Here is a 14481-nt window from a genome sequence, read left to right as displayed (position 1 = left end):
CGAGCTGCGCTCGGTGGCGCTGGCCGCCGAGGCCGCGCTGCTCGAGCAGGCCGCGGTCTGGGCCGACCTGCACCCCCCGGTCGAGCCGTGGCTGGCCGCCGGTCGCACCGACGGCGGCCGGGCGACCGGGGTCCCGCTGGCCGGGGCCGGCACGCCCGAGGTCGCCGTCGACGCGGTGGCCGAGTGGGCTGCCTCGCTCGGGCTGTCGACCGGGTCCGGTGAGCGGCTGATCGGCCAGGCGCTGGAGCTGCGTCACCGCCTCCCCCGGCTCTGGGCCCTCGTGCAGGACGGCGCCGTCCCCGCGTGGCAGGCCCGCCAGGTCGCTGAGCGCACCATGTCGCTCACCACCGAGGCCGCCGGTTTCGTCGACGCCCAGGTCGCCGGTGTGGTCGGTCGCATCGGGCTGACCCAGCTGGAGCGCCTGGTCGAGACCGCCCTCCTCCGCTTCATGCCTGCCGAGGCCGAGGAGCGCCGCCAGCAGGCCGCCGACTCCCGGTGCTTCCAGGTCGAGCACGACACCACCGGCGCCCGGCAGGGCCTCTCGACCGTCTTCGGCCGGCTGGACCAGCTGGACGCCGTCGCCCTCGACACCGCCGTCAGCGAGGGCGCGACCGCGCTCGCCGGCTCGGCTGCACCGACTCCCTCGACGTCCGCCGCTCCCGCGCCGCCGGTGACCTCGCCCGCCGCCAGCCCGCACTCGACCTCCTGCTCGCCGAGGCCGACAGTGACCCCCGGCGGCACGGGCTGGCGCCGCACGGGCTGCTGATCGCGTGGTGCTGGACGTCCACCTCTCCGCCGCTGCTCTTGCGGGCTCGTATGAGCCGGGGCAGGTGGAGAACACCGGCACGCCCGTCACCGCCGACCAGGTGAGGGAGTGGTGCGGACGGCCCGGTGCCCGGGTCACGGTGAAGCCGGTCATCGACCTGGCCGCCGAGGACGCCACGGAGGCCTATCCCTTCACGGCCGCGATGCGGGAGAAGATCGCGCTGCGCGACCGTACCTGCGTGTTCCCTTTCTGCACCCGGCCGGCGCACCCGTACCGGCGCGGGGTCGGCTCGGAGGAGTCCGGATGGTCGGTCGACCACGACCACGTGGTCGCCTTCGCCGCAGGTGGTGCGACGTCGACCGCCAACGGCGCGCCGCTCTGCCGGGTGCACCACAACCTCAAGACGCACGCGGGCTGGCGCTACCGGGTGGTGGGCACCCGCTCCTACCTCTGGACCAGTCCGCACGGGTACCGGTACCGCCGCGACCGCGACGGCGGCACCACCGACCTCGGCCACCGCCGACAGCCGACACCACCACCCGGTGACCGGCCATCCCGAGCGGAACCGCTGAGCGCCGCTGTCCCGGCCGCCGCCCTCAGCCCACCGCGCCGCCTCCGCGGCAGCCTGCCCTGGGAGCGTGACCGAGCCCCGGCACCGCCAGTCGGCGTCGCGGCCGGTGCAGACAGATCAGCACCGCCGTTCTGACCGACCCGGCTTCACCCGCCTCTGCAGCGCCGTACCTGACGCGAGCAGAACCCCCGTTACGCTCCTCGCCCGGCCATCCACCGCACCCTGCCCGCAGCTCCGAGCCGCCGGCAGGGCCGCGGTGCTGGAGCGGCGCAGCCGTCCGCGCAGGACCCTGGCGACGACCACGCCATCGCGACCAGGGCCACCGTTCACCCACCGCACCGCGAGGATCCGCTGCGTCAACGCCGTGTGGACAGACACAGCCGGCCGGCCGAGCGCAGCCCACGCCGGGTCTGCGACCTCCGGGTCCCGGGCCAGCGACGCCCCACCCACTTCCGCATCAGTGCGACCGACCGCCTGGCGGCAGCTGTCAGCTGGTTGCCAGCCGCTCTGTCGCGGGCGCGGCCCTCGCCCGATCGGCGGCACGTGGCCGCCGGATGCCGGTCCGCACGCCGGCGGGGCTACCCAAGGGGGTTCCGACCACCCGGATCAGACCGCGACGTAGCGTGGACGGGTGCAGACCTTCCTCCCCTACGCCGACTTCGCCGCCAGCGCGCGGGTGCTCGACGTCAAGCGGCTGGGCAAGCAGCGGGTGGAGACGCTGCAGGTGATGCGCGCGCTCACCATCGAGGGCTATGGCTGGCGCCACCACCCGGTCGCGAAGATGTGGACCTGGCGACGCCCGTCCCTGCTGGCCTACCAGCTCGCGGTCTGCACCGAGTGGACGCAGCGCGGCTTCACCGACACCTGCTGGGACTCGACCCTGGCCGAGATCAGCCGCCCCTCCCTGGCCGATCCCGACAGCAACGACCTCCTGCTCTGGGAGCAGCACGACTTCCCCGCGCCGGTCTGGCTCGGCCGGGAGGAGATCCACCGCTCCCACCGCTCGAAGCTGGTCTTCAAGGACCCCGCGCACTACCGCCCGCTCTTCCCCGACGTCCCCGACGACCTCGAGTACGTCTGGCCCGAGGCCGAGCGCTGACCGGGCCGTGCTCAGCGGTTTGTAGGGTTCGCACAAAGTCTCCGTGACATCTTCGTGATGTCCCTCCGCGACTCCGCGGGCCGGATCGACCAGTGTGGATCTGTGCTCGCCATCGTCGCGCCCGGCCAGGGCGCCCAGACCCCGGGGTTCCTCAAGCCGTGGCTGTCCGAACCCGCCTTCGCCGACCGCCTCACCTGGCTGTCGGCCGTCGCCGGGCTCGACCTCGTCCACTACGGGACCGAGGCCGACGCCGAGACCATCCGCGACACCGCGGTCGCCCAGCCGCTGCTGGTGGCCTCCGGACTGCTGGCCTCGCTGCAGCTCTTCCCCCACCCGGCCGACGCCTTCGGCTTCATCGGCGTCGCTGCCGGGCACTCCGTCGGTGAGATCACCGCCGCCGCCGGCGTCGGCGTCATCCGCGCCGAGCAGGCGATGGTGCTGGTCCGCGAGCGTGGCCGCGCGATGGCCGAGGCCAGTGCAACCCGTCCCACCTCCATGACGGCCGTGCTCCGCGGCGACCCCGACGAGGTCCTCGCCACCCTCGCCCGCCACGGGCTGACCGCGGCCAACAACAACGGCACCGGCCAGGTCGTCGCCGCCGGCACCGTCGAGCAGCTCGACGCCCTCAAGGCCGACCCGCCCGCCGGCGCCCGCCTGGTCCCGCTCAGCGTCGCCGGCGCCTTCCACACCGAGCACATGGCCCCGGCCGTCGCGCACCTGGACCGGCTCTCCCGCGCCATCAGCACGCACGACCCGCGCACCCGCCTCCTCTCCAACGCCGACGGCCAGGTCGTCGCCGACGGCCGTGAGGTGCTGCGCCGCATCGTCGGCCAGGTCGCCAACCCGGTCCGCTGGGACCTCTGCCTGCAGACCATGGCCGACCTCGGTGTCACCGGTCTGCTCGAGGTGCCCCCGGCCGGCACCCTCACCGGGATCGCCAAGCGCAACCTCAAGGGCGTCGAGGTCTTCGCGCTGAACACCCCCGACCAGATCCCCGACGCCCTCGACTTCGTCCGCAAGCACGGTGCGGACCAGGTGGCCAACGGCCAGCACGCCAACCCCACCTGGCGGCTCGTGGTCTCCCCCGGCAAGGGCGAGTTCGTCCGCACCGAGGGTGTGGACGTGGACGAGGTGCTGCCCCCGCTGGCGACCGTCGGCACCGTCGCGAACCTGCGCGAGGAGATCCCCGTCAGCGCACCGCACGGCGGCGTGGTGGTGGAGTGGCTGGTGGAGGACGGCGATCCCGTCTCCCCCGGCCAGCCGCTGCTGCGTCTGCACCCGACCGTCGAGACGCTGGCCGCCGCCGAGGTGAACCGGTGAGCCCTGCCGCCACCGCGCCGCGGCTGCAGCAGTCGCAGGGCGCGCCCTCCTCCCGCCTGCTCGGGATCGGCGGCTACCGGCCCCGCCGGGTCGTCGACAACGCCGAGATCTGCACCATGATCGACTCCACCGACGAGTGGATCCGCACCCGCTCCGGGATCACCCAGCGGCGCTGGGCCGGCCCGGACGAGACCATCGCGATGATGGGCACCGAGGCCTCCCGCAAGGCGATCGAGCGCTCCGGCGTCGACCCCGCCGACATCGACTGCGTCATCGTCTCCACCGTCACCCACCTGCACCAGACGCCGGCCATCGCCCCGCTGATCGCCCACGACCTGGGCGCGGCCGGCGCCGCCGCCTTCGACATCTCCGCCGCCTGCGCCGGGTTCTGCTACGCCACCGCGATGGCCGACTCGATGATCCGCACCGGCACCGCCCGCTACGTGCTGGCGATCGGTGTCGAGCGGCTCAGCGACATCACCGATCGCAGCGACCGCGCCTCGGCGTTCATCTTCGCCGACGGCGCCGGCGCCGCGGTGATCGGCCCGAGCGAGGTCCCCGGCATCGGGCCGGTGGTCTGGGGTTCGGACGGCGAGAAGGCCGGCACCATCGTGCAGACCCAGGCCTGGGACGAGGTGCTCGGACCGCACGGCGAGCCCCGCGAGGGCGATTCGGTCTTCCCCAAGCTGCGGATGGAGGGCCGCGAGGTCTTCAAGTGGGCCTCCTACACCGTGGCCGAGAAGGCCCGCGAGGCCCTCGACCGCGCCGGTCTGGACGCCGACCAGCTCGACGTCTTCATCCCGCACCAGGCCAACGACCGGATCACCTCGGCGATGACCCGCGCGCTCGGGCTGCCCGACGACGTGGTGGTCTCCCACGACATCACCGAGCAGGGCAACACCTCCGCGGCGTCGATCCCGCTGGCGATGGAGGCCCTCTACGCTGAGGGCGCGATCCGCTCGGGCCAGACCGCACTCATCATCGGGTTCGGGGCCGGGCTGGTCTACGCCGGACAGGTGGTCGTCCTGCCCTAGGGCGCCGCCTCAGCAAGCTCCCGTCGACTCCGACGGCGTGTCAGCCGACACACACACCCTTCCCGCCGAGTTCCTCACCAAGAAGATGAAGGAGGGCCACATGGCCACCACCGAAGAGATCCGCGGCAAGCTCGCCGAGATCGTCAACCAGGTCGCCGGGGTCAACGCCGACGACGTCCAGCTCGACAAGTCGTTCACCGACGACCTGGACGTCGACTCGCTGTCGATGGTCGAGATCATCGTCGCCGTCGAGGACGAGTTCGACGTGCAGGTCCCCGACGAGGAGGCCAAGAACCTGCGCACCGTCGGCGACGCCGTCGCCTACATCGAGCGCGCCAACGCCTGACCGCCGCGGCCGGTCGTCCCGTCCCGGGGCGACCGGCGAGCCGCTCCTCACCCACCGCACCGTCACCGCACAGGAGAACCCGCCATGAGCAGCCGAACCGTCGTCGTCACCGGGCTGGGCGCGACCACCCCGCTGGGTGGGGACGTCGCCACCACGTGGGCCGGTCTGCTCGCGGGACGCAGCGGCACCCACCTGCTGCAGCACGAGTGGGCCGAGGGCCTGCCCGCGCGGGTCGCCGCCGAGGTGGCGGTCGAGCCCACCACCGTCCTGGAGCGGGTCGAGGCCCGCCGGATGGACCGCAGCACCCAGCTCGCCACCGTCGCCGCCCTCGAGGCGTGGGCCGACGCCGGCCTGACGGTCAAGGGCGACGACGTCGACCCCGAGCGGCTGGCGGTGTCCATCGCCACCGGCATCGGCGGCATGCAGACCCTGCTCGGCACCTGGGACGTGCAGAAGGAGCGCGGCCACCGCCGCGTCAGCCCCTTCGCCATCCCGATGCTGATGGCCAACGCGTCGGCCGGCAGCGTCGGCCTGCGCCTCGGCGCGCGCGCCGGCGTGCACACCCCCGTCGCCGCCTGCGCCTCCAGCAACGAGTCCATCGCCCAGGGCCTCGACATGATCCGCCTCGGCCGCGCCGACGTCGTGCTCGCCGGCGGCACCGAGGGCGTGGTGCACCCGCTGACCATGGCCACCTTCGGCCAGATGCAGGCGCTCTCGCGCCGCAACGACGACCCCGAGCACGCCTCCCGCCCCTGGGACGTCGACCGCGACGGCTTCGTCCTCGCCGAGGGGGCGGCGATGCTCGTGCTGGAGAGCCTCGAGCACGCCCGCGCCCGCGGCGCCCACGTCTACGGCACCGTGGTCGGCGCCGGCTACTCCAACGACGCCCACGACATGGTCCAGCCCGACCCGCGCGGTCTCGGCCAGACCGCCGCGATGACCAAGGCGCTGGCCGACGCCGGGCTCGCCCCGCGCGACATCGTCCACATCAACGCCCACGCCACCTCCACCCCGCAGGGCGACGTCACCGAGGCGCTGAGCATCCGCCAGGCCCTCGGCGACGACGTCGACCACGTGGTGGTCAACGGCACCAAGTCGATGACCGGTCACCTGCTCGGCGGGGCCGGTGCGATCGAGACGCTGGCCACCGTGCTCGCGCTGCACCACCGCACCGTCCCCGGCACGATCAACATCGACACCCTCGAGCCCGACCTGGGCATCGACGTCGCCACCAGCACCCGCCCGCTCGGGGACGGCGACCTGGCGGCGATCAACAACTCCTTCGGCTTCGGCGGCGCCAACGTCGCCGTGCTGGTGACCAACGAGAACAGCTCGGCCCCCCGTGACCCCGACGCCCTCAGCGCCGCCGCCGCCGGGTCCGGACGGACAGGAGAGAGCCAGTGAGCACCGCCACCAAGGAAGCGCCGGCCACGAAGGTCAAGCTCCCCCGCGAGGAGGATCCCCGCAACCCGAACTTCCGGCTGGCCCACCTGCTCGACGAGGGCTCGATCGAGCTGATCACCTCCGACGACGACTCCGGCATGCTCGCCGCCACCGGCACCATCAACGGCTGCCGGGTGGTCGCCTTCTGCTCCGACCCGACCGTGATGGGCGGGGCGATGGGCATGCAGGGCTGCGACGTCGTCGTCCGCGCCTACGAGCGGGCGATGGCCGACCGGGTGCCGATCATCGGCATCTGGCACTCCGGCGGCGCCCGGCTGGCCGAGGGCGTCCTGTCGCTGCACGCGGTGGGACGCATCTTCCATGCCATGACGACCGCCTCGGGCAAGATCCCGCAGATCTCGATCGTGCTCGGCTTCGCCGCCGGCGGCGCCGCCTACGGTCCCGCGCTGACCGACGTGGTCATCCTCGCCCCCGAGGGCCGGATCTTCGTCACCGGCCCCGACGTGGTCCGCTCGGTCACCGGCGAGGACGTCGACATGCTCCGCCTCGGCGGGCCCGACACCCACGGCCGCCGCTCCGGGGTGGTGCACGTGGTCGCCGACGACGAGGCGCACGCGATGGCGCAGGGACGTCAGCTGACCACCCTCTTCGCCATCCAGGGCACCGTGGGCGAGGTGGCCGACGTCGACCTCACCGAGTACATGCCCGAGTCCAAGCGCCGCGCCTACGACGTCCACCCGCTGATCGGCGGGCTGCTGGACGAGGGCTCCGCGATCGAGCTGCACGCCCGCTGGGCGCCCAACATCTCGGTGGTGCTCGGCCGCCTCGGCGGACGCACCGTGGGCGTCATCGCCAACAACCCGCTCCGCCTCGGCGGCTGCCTGGACTCCCTCAGCGCGGAGAAGGCGGCCCGCTTCGTGCGGATGTGCGACACCTTCGGCATCCCGCTGGTCGTGCTGGTCGACGTCCCCGGCTACCTGCCCGGGGTGGGCCAGGAGTGGGACGGCGTGGTGCGCCGCGGCGCGAAGCTGCTGCACGCCTTCTCCGAGGCGGTGGTGCCGCGGGTGACGCTGGTGACCCGCAAGGCCTACGGCGGCGCCTACATCGCGATGAACGCCCGCTGCCTCGGCGCCACCAAGGTGTTCGCCTGGCCCGGTGCCGAGATCGCCGTGATGGGCCCGGTGGCCGCGGTGCGGGTGCTGCACCGGCGCAAGCTCGCCGAGGTGCCCGACGACGTCCGTCCGCAGGTGGAGGCCGAGCTGGCCGCCGAGCACGAGCGGATCGCCGGCGGCGTGGACAAGGCGGTCGAGATCGGCGTGGTGGACGAGATCGTCAGCCCCGACGCCACCCGCTCCGCGATCGCCGCCGCCGTCCGCGAGGCTGACCACGGGCTCCGCGGCGAGCACACGAACATCCCTCTCTGACCGGTGGCCCCGGGGATGCCCGACGAGTCGGCCGCGCACCGGCCCGAGCCGGCGGGCGGGCCCCCGGCGGCCGTGCTGGAGCTGGCCGGCGGGCGTCCGCACCGGCTGGTCTGGCACAACGGGCTCGGTGGGCTGACCTACTCCGTCGGCGAGCCGGTGGTGGAGTACGTGAAGTGGTCGCCCGAGCACTGGGAGGTCGACCTCGGGCTGGAGGCCGACAAGCTGGTGTGGACCCGGCGGTGGCTGCCCACCCCCGAGGTGCTGCACGTCGGCGCGGGCATCGACGCGCGGCACGGTCCGAGCAGCTGGCTGCACACCCGGGCGCTGCCCGGCAGCAGCGCCATCGACCCCGGCTGGCAGTCCGAGGACGCCGTCGTCGAGCTCGGCCGGGCGCTGCGCCGGCTGCACGACGCGCTGCCGGTCCGGGAGTGCCCGTGGTCCTGGTCGGCTGAGAACCGGCTGTCCGAGCTGGCCACCCACCTGCCGCAGAACGACGTCAGCGGGGTGCTCGACCCGCCGGAGGTCGACGTCGAGGTGGTCTGCCACGGTGACGCCTGCAACCCGAACTTCCTGCTCGGACCAGGCGCGGACGGCCGCCCGGTCTGCACCGGCTACCTCGACCTCGGTCAGCTCGGGGTGGGTGACCGCTGGGCCGACCTGGCCCCAGCCGTGCTCAGCCTCGGCTGGAACTTCGACCGCGTGGTCAGCCCACGGCGCGCCCGCGACCTGCTGCTCGAGGGCTGCCAGGTCGACCTGGACGCCGACCGCCTCGACTACTACACCCGCCTCTGGCAGGCCGGCGACGCCACCGACTGATCCGGTTCGAGGTGGTGGCGGACGCCCCACCGTGCGACATCACCTCGAACCGGGGAGTGACGGCGGGAGGGGGAGCTCAGTCGCGGTCCTGCCACGTGCAGATGCAGGCCTTGTTGCCCTGGGGGTCGGCGAGCACCCAGAAGGACGGCGCGTACTCGTCGGTGACCAGGGTGCCGCCGGCCTCGACCGCGGCGGCGACCCGGGCCTCGGCCAGGTCGTGCGGGACGTGCACGTCGTAGTGGAAGCGCTGCCGCGGCGGCTCGTGCGGTTCGGTGCCCTGGAACCACAGGTTGGGCACCTGGTCGGCGAAGTCGATGAGGTCGTGGGCGGGCTCACCACGGAAGTCGACATCACCCAGCCCCAGCACGGCCTTCCAGAACGGCCGCACCTCCTGCAGGTCGGCCGAGTCCAGCCCGATCTCGACGAAGGTGAGCTGGTCGACCCGGGCCCGGACGCCGAGGTCGGCCGCCAGCCCGGAGACGGCGGAGGCCAGCCGCAGGTCGCGCTCGGTCAGCCCCTGCACGTCGTGGCTCATCAGCCGCACGTCGAGGTGGCCGTAGCGCAGGTCCAGGTCGGGGTGGTGGTCCAGCTGCTCGGCGGCCGCCCCGATGGCGTTGACCAGCGCCAGCCCGGTGGCGAAGTCGCCCGTCTCGAACCGTGCGCACAACCGCATCCACAGCTGGCGCCAGTCCGCCAGCCCCGCGTCGGCCACCTGCTGTCCCGTCAGCGTCTCTGCCATGCCGCCCATCCTGGCCCGGTCGCGCCGGGCGCGTCGAGACCCGGGCTCAGACCACCTGGTGCAGCCAGCGGACCGGGGCGCCCTCACCGGCGTGCCGGAACACCTCGAGCTCGTCGTCCCAGGGGCGTCCGAGCAGGGCGTCCAGGCTCTCCAGCAGCGGGCGGCGTCCGAGCGCGTCGGTGACCACCGCGTGCTTGATGCGGTCCTCGGGGATCATGATGTCGCCGTGCAGGCCGGTGATGGCGTGGAAGACCCCGAGCGTCGGCGTGCAGGAGTAGCGCTCGCCCTCGCTGCTGGCGGTCGGCTCCTCCGTCACCTCGAAGCGCAGCCGGTCCCAGCCCTTGAGCGCGCTGGCGAGCCTGGCGGCGGTGCCGACCGCGTGGCTCCACGACAGCTCGGCCCGGTAGCTGCCGCGCTCGGCCGGCTGCGCGCTCCACGCCAGGTCCACGGGCATGCCGAGGACGCCACCCACGGCCCACTCGATGTGCGGGCACAGCGCGGACGGCGCGGAGTGGACGTACAGGACGCCACGGGTCGTGCTCATCGTTCCTCCAGGCTTCGAGGTTTGCCTTCCCCAGCAGCCTCGTCCCGGACGGACGTGCCCATTGTGCACCAGCAGGCATCGTCGGCAACAGGGGTCGCAGCAGCACCTTCCGTCACACCCCACGCGGGACTGTCCGGGCCGTCCGCTAGGAAGGGCCCATGAGCTGGACGTCCCCGCTGCCCGTGCGCCGGGTGGAGGCCCGCCCCGACGCCGGCGGTCCCGGCTGGCCCTTCGACCTCCCCCCGGTCTCCCAGCTGCTCCGCGACGGTCTCGACCTCGGCCCGCTGACGGTGCTGGTCGGGGAGAACGGGACGGGCAAGTCGACGCTGGTCGAGGCCGTCGCGATGGCCTACGGGTTGTCACCGGAGGGCGGGTCGACCGGAGCGCGGCACACCACCACCGCCACCGAGTCGCCGCTGCACGGCCACCTCCAGCTGTCCCGCGGGGCCGGCGCCAGCCGCTGGGGCTACTTCGTCCGGGCCGAGACGCTGCACGGGCTCAACAGCTACCTGCAGGAGCACCCGGGGAGCAGGGACGCCGGGTTCCACCAGCGCAGCCACGGCGAGGGCTTCTTCGACCTGCTGAGCAGCACCCGCTTCGACGGGCCCGGGTTCTTCGTGTTCGACGAGCCGGAATCCGGGCTGTCGTTCGGGGCCCAGCTGCGGCTGGTCGTGGCCGTGCTCGACCTGCTCGCCGACGGCCGCAGCCAGGTGCTGATGGCGACCCACTCCCCCGTGCTGGCCGCCGTCCCCGGGGCGAGGTTGCTCGAGCTCGACGCCGACGGGATGCACCCGCGCTCCTGGGAGGAGCTCGACGTGGTCGACCACTACCGACGCTTCCTCACCAGCCCCCGGGCCTACCTGCGACACCTCACCTGAGGGCGGTCAGCGCTCGGGCCAGTAGTGCTGGTAGTCGTTCTGGGGCGGACGCTCGCCGAAGATCGCGGTGCCGACCCGGACGCAGGTGGAGCCGCACTCGATCGCCAGCTCGAAGTCGCCCGACATGCCCATCGACAGCTGGGTGTAGCTGCCGGCGGCCCGGTCGTCGTCGAGCAGCCGGCGCTGCAGCTCGCGGACCCGCTCGAAGCAGGCGCGCACCACCGCGGTGTCCGGGCCGGGGGCGGCCAGCGTCATCAGCCCGACCACCCGCAGGCTGTCGAAGGCGGCCAGCTCGTGGGCCAGGGCCGGCACCTCCTCCGGTGGCAGCCCGAACTTGGACTCCTCCCCCGAGGAGTTCACCTGCAGGTGGACGTCCAGCGAGCGGCCCTCAGCCTGCAGCCGCTTCTCCAGCGCGCGGGCCACCTTGACCGAGTCCAACGCCTGGAACTCCGCGGCGAAGCGGGCGACGTCACGGGCCTTGTTGGTCTGCAGGTGCCCGATCACCGCCCAGCGCAGGTCGGGCAGGTCGGTGGTCTGCTCGTGCTTGCCCAACGCCTCCTGCACCTTGTTCTCCCCGAAGGTGGTCACCCCGTGGGCGTGCAGCTCACGGACCAGCTCGACCGGCTTGGTCTTGCTCACCGGCAGCAGCGCCACCTCCTCCGGGCGGCGTCCGGCCCGCTCGGCGGCGGTGTCCACCGCGGCCCGCACCCGCTGGTAGCGCTCCCAGACGCCCGTCGGTTCCGTCACGGCCACCGTGCCGCCAGCGAGACCAGGCCCAGGGAGGCCAGCACGGCGAACACCAGCCCGGCGCCGGCGTAGCGGGAGGTGGACTCCATCGGCACCCTCTCGGTGCCGACCGAGCTCTGGATGTCCTGGTAGACCGTCTCCAGCTCACCGGCCGACCGCGCCTCGTAGGCCTCCCCGCCGGAGATCTGGGCGATCTGGCGCAGCTCGGCCTGGTTGACCGGCACCGGCTCGCGCTGGCCGTTGATCTCGACGTAGCCGTTCTCGGTGCCGTAGGCGATCGTGTAGACGGGCACCTCCTGGGCCGCGGCCTGCTCGGCCGCCTCGGCCGAGGTGCGGCCGTAGGTGGTGCTGCCGTCCGAGAGCAGCACGATCCGTGCGGGCGGCGGCTCGTCGGGGTTCTCCGGGTCCGGCGGCACCTGCAGCAGGGCGTTGAGCGAGGTGAAGATCCCTTCGCCGATGGCCGTCGACGGCGCCAGCTGCAGGTTGGCGATGGCCGCCGTGGCGGCCCCGTGGTCGGTGGTCGGCGGCACCAGGATGGCCGCGGTCTGGGCGAAGGAGACCACCGCGACGTTGTAGCGCGGCGGGATGCCCTCGACGAACTCGACGGCCGCGGCCTTGGCCGCCTCCAGCCGGTTCGGCTCCACGTCGGTGGCCTCCATCGACAGCGACACGTCGATCGTGACGACGATGGTGCCGCGCTCGCTCGGCACCTCCACCTCCTGGGTGGGCTTGGCCCAGGCCACCGTCAGCGTCACCAGCGACAGCAGCGCCAGCGCGACCGCCAGGTGCCGCAACCAGGTGCGGTCGCGCGGGACGACCAGCTGCAGACCGGTGCGGGCGCCGCGGCGGCGGGCCACGCGGTGCGAGCCGACGGCGTACAGGGCCACCAGCAGCGGCACGGCCGCCAGGGCCCACAGACGGTCCGGGTGCGCGAAGTCGATCACGGCCACCTCACTCCCAGCGAGATCGCGCCGAGGGCGGCCAGCACGGCGAAGACCAGGCCGAACCCAGCGTACTGCGCGGTCACCTGCTGATCGACCTTCCGCGTCCCCGACTCCACCGCCACGTCGGCGTACACCTCGCTCAGGTCGTCGGCGGACTCCGCCTCGTAGGCGGTGCCGCCGGTGCGCTCGGCGATCTGGCGCATGGTCTCGACGTCCGGTGGCACCGGCTCGCGCACCCCCTCGAGGTCGACGTAGCCGTTCTCGGTGCCGTAGGCGATGGTGAAGGTGCGCACCTGCGCCTCGGCCACCTCGGCGGCGGCCTGCTGCGGCGGACGTCCCACCGTGCTCTCGCCGTCCGAGAGCAGCACGATCGCCCCCGGCGCGATGGCGTCGGGGTCGTCGGGGTCCCGCGGGGCCTGCTCGAGCGCCCGCAGCCCGGTGATCATCGCCTCCCCGATCGCGGTGGACTCCTGCAGCTGCAGGGTGTCCACGGCGCGGGAGGCGGCGGCGTGGTCGGTGGTCGGCGGGATGACGATCGCCGGCGACCCGGACAGGCTCACCACCGACACGTTGTACTCCGCCGGCAGCGAGACGATGAACTCCTTGGCCGCCGTCTTCGCCGCCTCGATCCGGCTCGGCTCGACATCGGTGGCCTCCATCGACAGCGACACGTCGACCACCACCACGATGGTCGAACGCGGCAGCGGCTCGTCGGCCTGGGCCACCGGACGGGCGAAGGCCATGGTCAGCGTGACCAGGCTGAGCAGCGACAGCGCCACCGCCAGGTGCCGGCGCCACTGCGACTGCCGCGGCACCACCGACTCCAGCATCGAGGTGTTGGTGTAGCGCATGCCGCGCCGGTTCCGCAGCCGGCTGACCACGACGTAGACCGCCACGATCAGCGGGATCAGCAGCAGCAGCCACAGCCGGCTGGGCACCTCGAAGCCGGCCGGCGGGAAGATCCAGTCACTCACTTCGCCACCCCCTGGGGCGGGGCGTGCAGCATGCTCGCCACCCGGCGGTAGGCCAGCACGAAGCGGGCGATGTCCTGCACCCAGTCCCGGTCGGTGCGCAGCTGGATGTGACCCACACCCGCTCGACGAAGCGCGATCCGGATCCGTTCCCGCTGGGCGGCCGCGGCGGCGTCCATCCGCTGCCGCGCGGCGGGGTCGGCGGTGTTGACGTAGCGCTCGAAGTCGGTCTCGGGGTCGCGGATCAGCATGTCGCCGACGTCGGGGAACTCCAGCTCGCGCCGGTCCACCACCTCGATGGCGAGCACCTGGTTGCGTACCGACAGCCGGCGCATCGCCCGCTCCCACTCCGGCTCGACGTTGGGGTCGAGCTCGTGGTCGCCGGGGGTGAGGAAGTCCGAGACCACGACCCGCAGCCCGCGCCGACGCTGGGTGCGGGCCAGCTCCTCCACCCCGGCCGCCAGCGACAGGTGCCCGGTCTCGTGGTCGGCCACGATCGGCTCGGTGAGCATCCGGCGCAGCAGGCCGTACAGCGCGCTGCGGCCCGAGCGGGCCGGCAGCCGGCGCATCTCGCCCGGGCGCATGATCATCCCGCCGAAGCGGTCACCCTGCTTCTGGCTGAGGAAGCCGATGGTGGCGATGGCCGCGATCCCGAGGTCGCGCTTGGTGACCCCCTCGGTGCCCCAGTTCATCGAGGGGGTGACGTCGAGCATCGCCCACACCTCGAGCTCGCGGTCGGCCATGGTGTCGCGCACGTGCGGCTCCACGGTGCGGGCGGTGACGGCCCAGTCGATCTTGCGGACGTCGTCCTCGCCGGCCTGGTAGGGCCGGGCGTCGTTGGTGTCGCTGCCGGGCCCGGGCAGCAGACCGAGGTGGTC

Annotated in this window: 15 protein-coding genes and 1 pseudogene; 10 read left to right on the top strand and 6 right to left on the bottom strand. The window is 73.4% G+C overall.

All coding sequences use genetic code 11. The annotated features are described in order from the left end of the window. The 9 genes and pseudogenes from DVA66_RS08420 to DVA66_RS08380 all read left to right on the top strand — a co-directional run. The coding region (locus DVA66_RS08420; RefSeq protein WP_114559676.1) for a DUF222 domain-containing protein at positions 1 to 766 on the top strand (766 nt) is incomplete at its 5' end. A 4-nt stretch (positions 767 to 770) separates the two neighbouring features. Beyond that, on the top strand, positions 771 to 1472 hold the full coding sequence (locus DVA66_RS08415) for an HNH endonuclease signature motif containing protein (protein WP_157973913.1): 702 nt from the start codon (positions 771 to 773) through the stop codon (positions 1470 to 1472). A 496-nt stretch (positions 1473 to 1968) separates the two neighbouring features. Next, positions 1969 to 2436, top strand: a complete 468-nt coding sequence (locus DVA66_RS08410) for an MSMEG_6728 family protein (RefSeq protein WP_114559674.1) — start codon at positions 1969 to 1971, stop codon at positions 2434 to 2436. Between the two features lie 102 nt (positions 2437 to 2538). Continuing rightward, positions 2539 to 3756, top strand: a complete 1218-nt coding sequence (locus tag DVA66_RS08405; protein ID WP_114559673.1) for an acyltransferase domain-containing protein — start codon at positions 2539 to 2541, stop codon at positions 3754 to 3756. Then, positions 3753 to 4790 (top strand): beta-ketoacyl-ACP synthase III, encoded by a 1038-nt coding sequence (locus DVA66_RS08400; protein WP_114559672.1) that lies wholly within the window; start codon positions 3753 to 3755, stop codon positions 4788 to 4790. The genes DVA66_RS08405 and DVA66_RS08400 overlap by 4 nt, the downstream gene beginning before the upstream one ends. 100 nt (positions 4791 to 4890) lie before the next feature. Beyond that, positions 4891 to 5136 (top strand): acyl carrier protein, encoded by a 246-nt coding sequence (locus DVA66_RS08395; RefSeq protein WP_114126739.1) that lies wholly within the window; start codon positions 4891 to 4893, stop codon positions 5134 to 5136. A gap of 84 nt (positions 5137 to 5220) precedes the next feature. After that, a pseudogene (locus tag DVA66_RS08390) lies at positions 5221 to 6471 on the top strand (beta-ketoacyl-[acyl-carrier-protein] synthase family protein); the annotation flags it as partial. 65 nt (positions 6472 to 6536) lie between these two features. Continuing rightward, positions 6537 to 7964, top strand: a complete 1428-nt coding sequence (locus DVA66_RS08385) for an acyl-CoA carboxylase subunit beta (protein ID WP_114559670.1) — start codon at positions 6537 to 6539, stop codon at positions 7962 to 7964. Between the two features lie 3 nt (positions 7965 to 7967). Then, on the top strand, positions 7968 to 8780 hold the full coding sequence (locus DVA66_RS08380; protein WP_198671595.1) for a phosphotransferase: 813 nt from the start codon (positions 7968 to 7970) through the stop codon (positions 8778 to 8780). Positions 8781 to 8856: 76 nt separating this feature from the next. On the opposite strand, the gene DVA66_RS08375 is transcribed toward DVA66_RS08380, so the two are convergent. Further along, a complete protein-coding gene (locus tag DVA66_RS08375; protein WP_114559668.1) occupies positions 8857 to 9519 on the bottom strand; it encodes a 4a-hydroxytetrahydrobiopterin dehydratase in 663 nt (220 codons plus the stop codon). Positions 9520 to 9565: 46 nt separating this feature from the next. After that, positions 9566 to 10063, bottom strand: coding sequence for a DUF3145 domain-containing protein (locus DVA66_RS08370; protein ID WP_114559667.1), 498 nt, complete (start codon positions 10061 to 10063; stop codon positions 9566 to 9568). A gap of 158 nt (positions 10064 to 10221) precedes the next feature. Here DVA66_RS08370 and DVA66_RS08365 point away from each other — a divergent pair, with 158 nt between their 5' ends. Then, complete coding sequence (locus tag DVA66_RS08365) at positions 10222 to 10941, top strand: AAA family ATPase (RefSeq protein ID WP_114559666.1); 720 nt, start codon at positions 10222 to 10224, stop codon at positions 10939 to 10941. Positions 10942 to 10947: 6 nt separating this feature from the next. Here the strand turns inward: DVA66_RS08365 and DVA66_RS08360 are convergent, their stop codons facing one another. From DVA66_RS08360 to DVA66_RS08345, 4 genes are all read right to left on the bottom strand, one after another. Next, positions 10948 to 11688, bottom strand: coding sequence for a YggS family pyridoxal phosphate-dependent enzyme (locus tag DVA66_RS08360; RefSeq protein WP_198671594.1), 741 nt, complete (start codon positions 11686 to 11688; stop codon positions 10948 to 10950). After that, on the bottom strand, positions 11685 to 12638 hold the full coding sequence (locus DVA66_RS08355) for a VWA domain-containing protein (RefSeq protein ID WP_232821847.1): 954 nt from the start codon (positions 12636 to 12638) through the stop codon (positions 11685 to 11687). The genes DVA66_RS08360 and DVA66_RS08355 overlap by 4 nt, the downstream gene beginning before the upstream one ends. After that, positions 12629 to 13606: a VWA domain-containing protein gene (locus tag DVA66_RS08350; RefSeq protein ID WP_232821846.1), complete on the bottom strand. Its 978-nt coding sequence runs from the start codon at positions 13604 to 13606 to the stop codon at positions 12629 to 12631. Before DVA66_RS08350 ends, DVA66_RS08355 begins: the two co-directional genes overlap by 10 nt. Then, positions 13603 to 14481 (bottom strand): DUF58 domain-containing protein (locus tag DVA66_RS08345; RefSeq protein ID WP_114559664.1); only part of this gene is annotated, 879 nt, incomplete at its 5' end. The genes DVA66_RS08350 and DVA66_RS08345, both read right to left, overlap by 4 nt.

The sequence above is a fragment of the Desertihabitans aurantiacus genome (assembly GCF_003344635.1).
Taxonomy (GTDB): Bacteria; Actinomycetota; Actinomycetes; order Propionibacteriales; family Propionibacteriaceae; genus Desertihabitans; species Desertihabitans aurantiacus.
This window is presented reverse-complemented; position numbering and strand designations above follow the sequence as displayed.

Excerpts from the sequence above, each read along its gene's own strand:
- DVA66_RS08395 (WP_114126739.1), top strand. The coding sequence starts at position 4,891 with ATGGCCACCACCGAAGAGATCCGCGGCAAGCTCGCCGAGATCGTCAAC.
- DVA66_RS08365 (WP_114559666.1), top strand. The coding sequence starts at position 10,222 with ATGAGCTGGACGTCCCCGCTGCCCGTGCGCCGGGTGGAGGCCCGCCCC.
- DVA66_RS08370 (WP_114559667.1), bottom strand. The coding sequence starts at position 10,063 with ATGAGCACGACCCGTGGCGTCCTGTACGTCCACTCCGCGCCGTCCGCG.
- DVA66_RS08375 (WP_114559668.1), bottom strand. The coding sequence starts at position 9,519 with ATGGCAGAGACGCTGACGGGACAGCAGGTGGCCGACGCGGGGCTGGCG.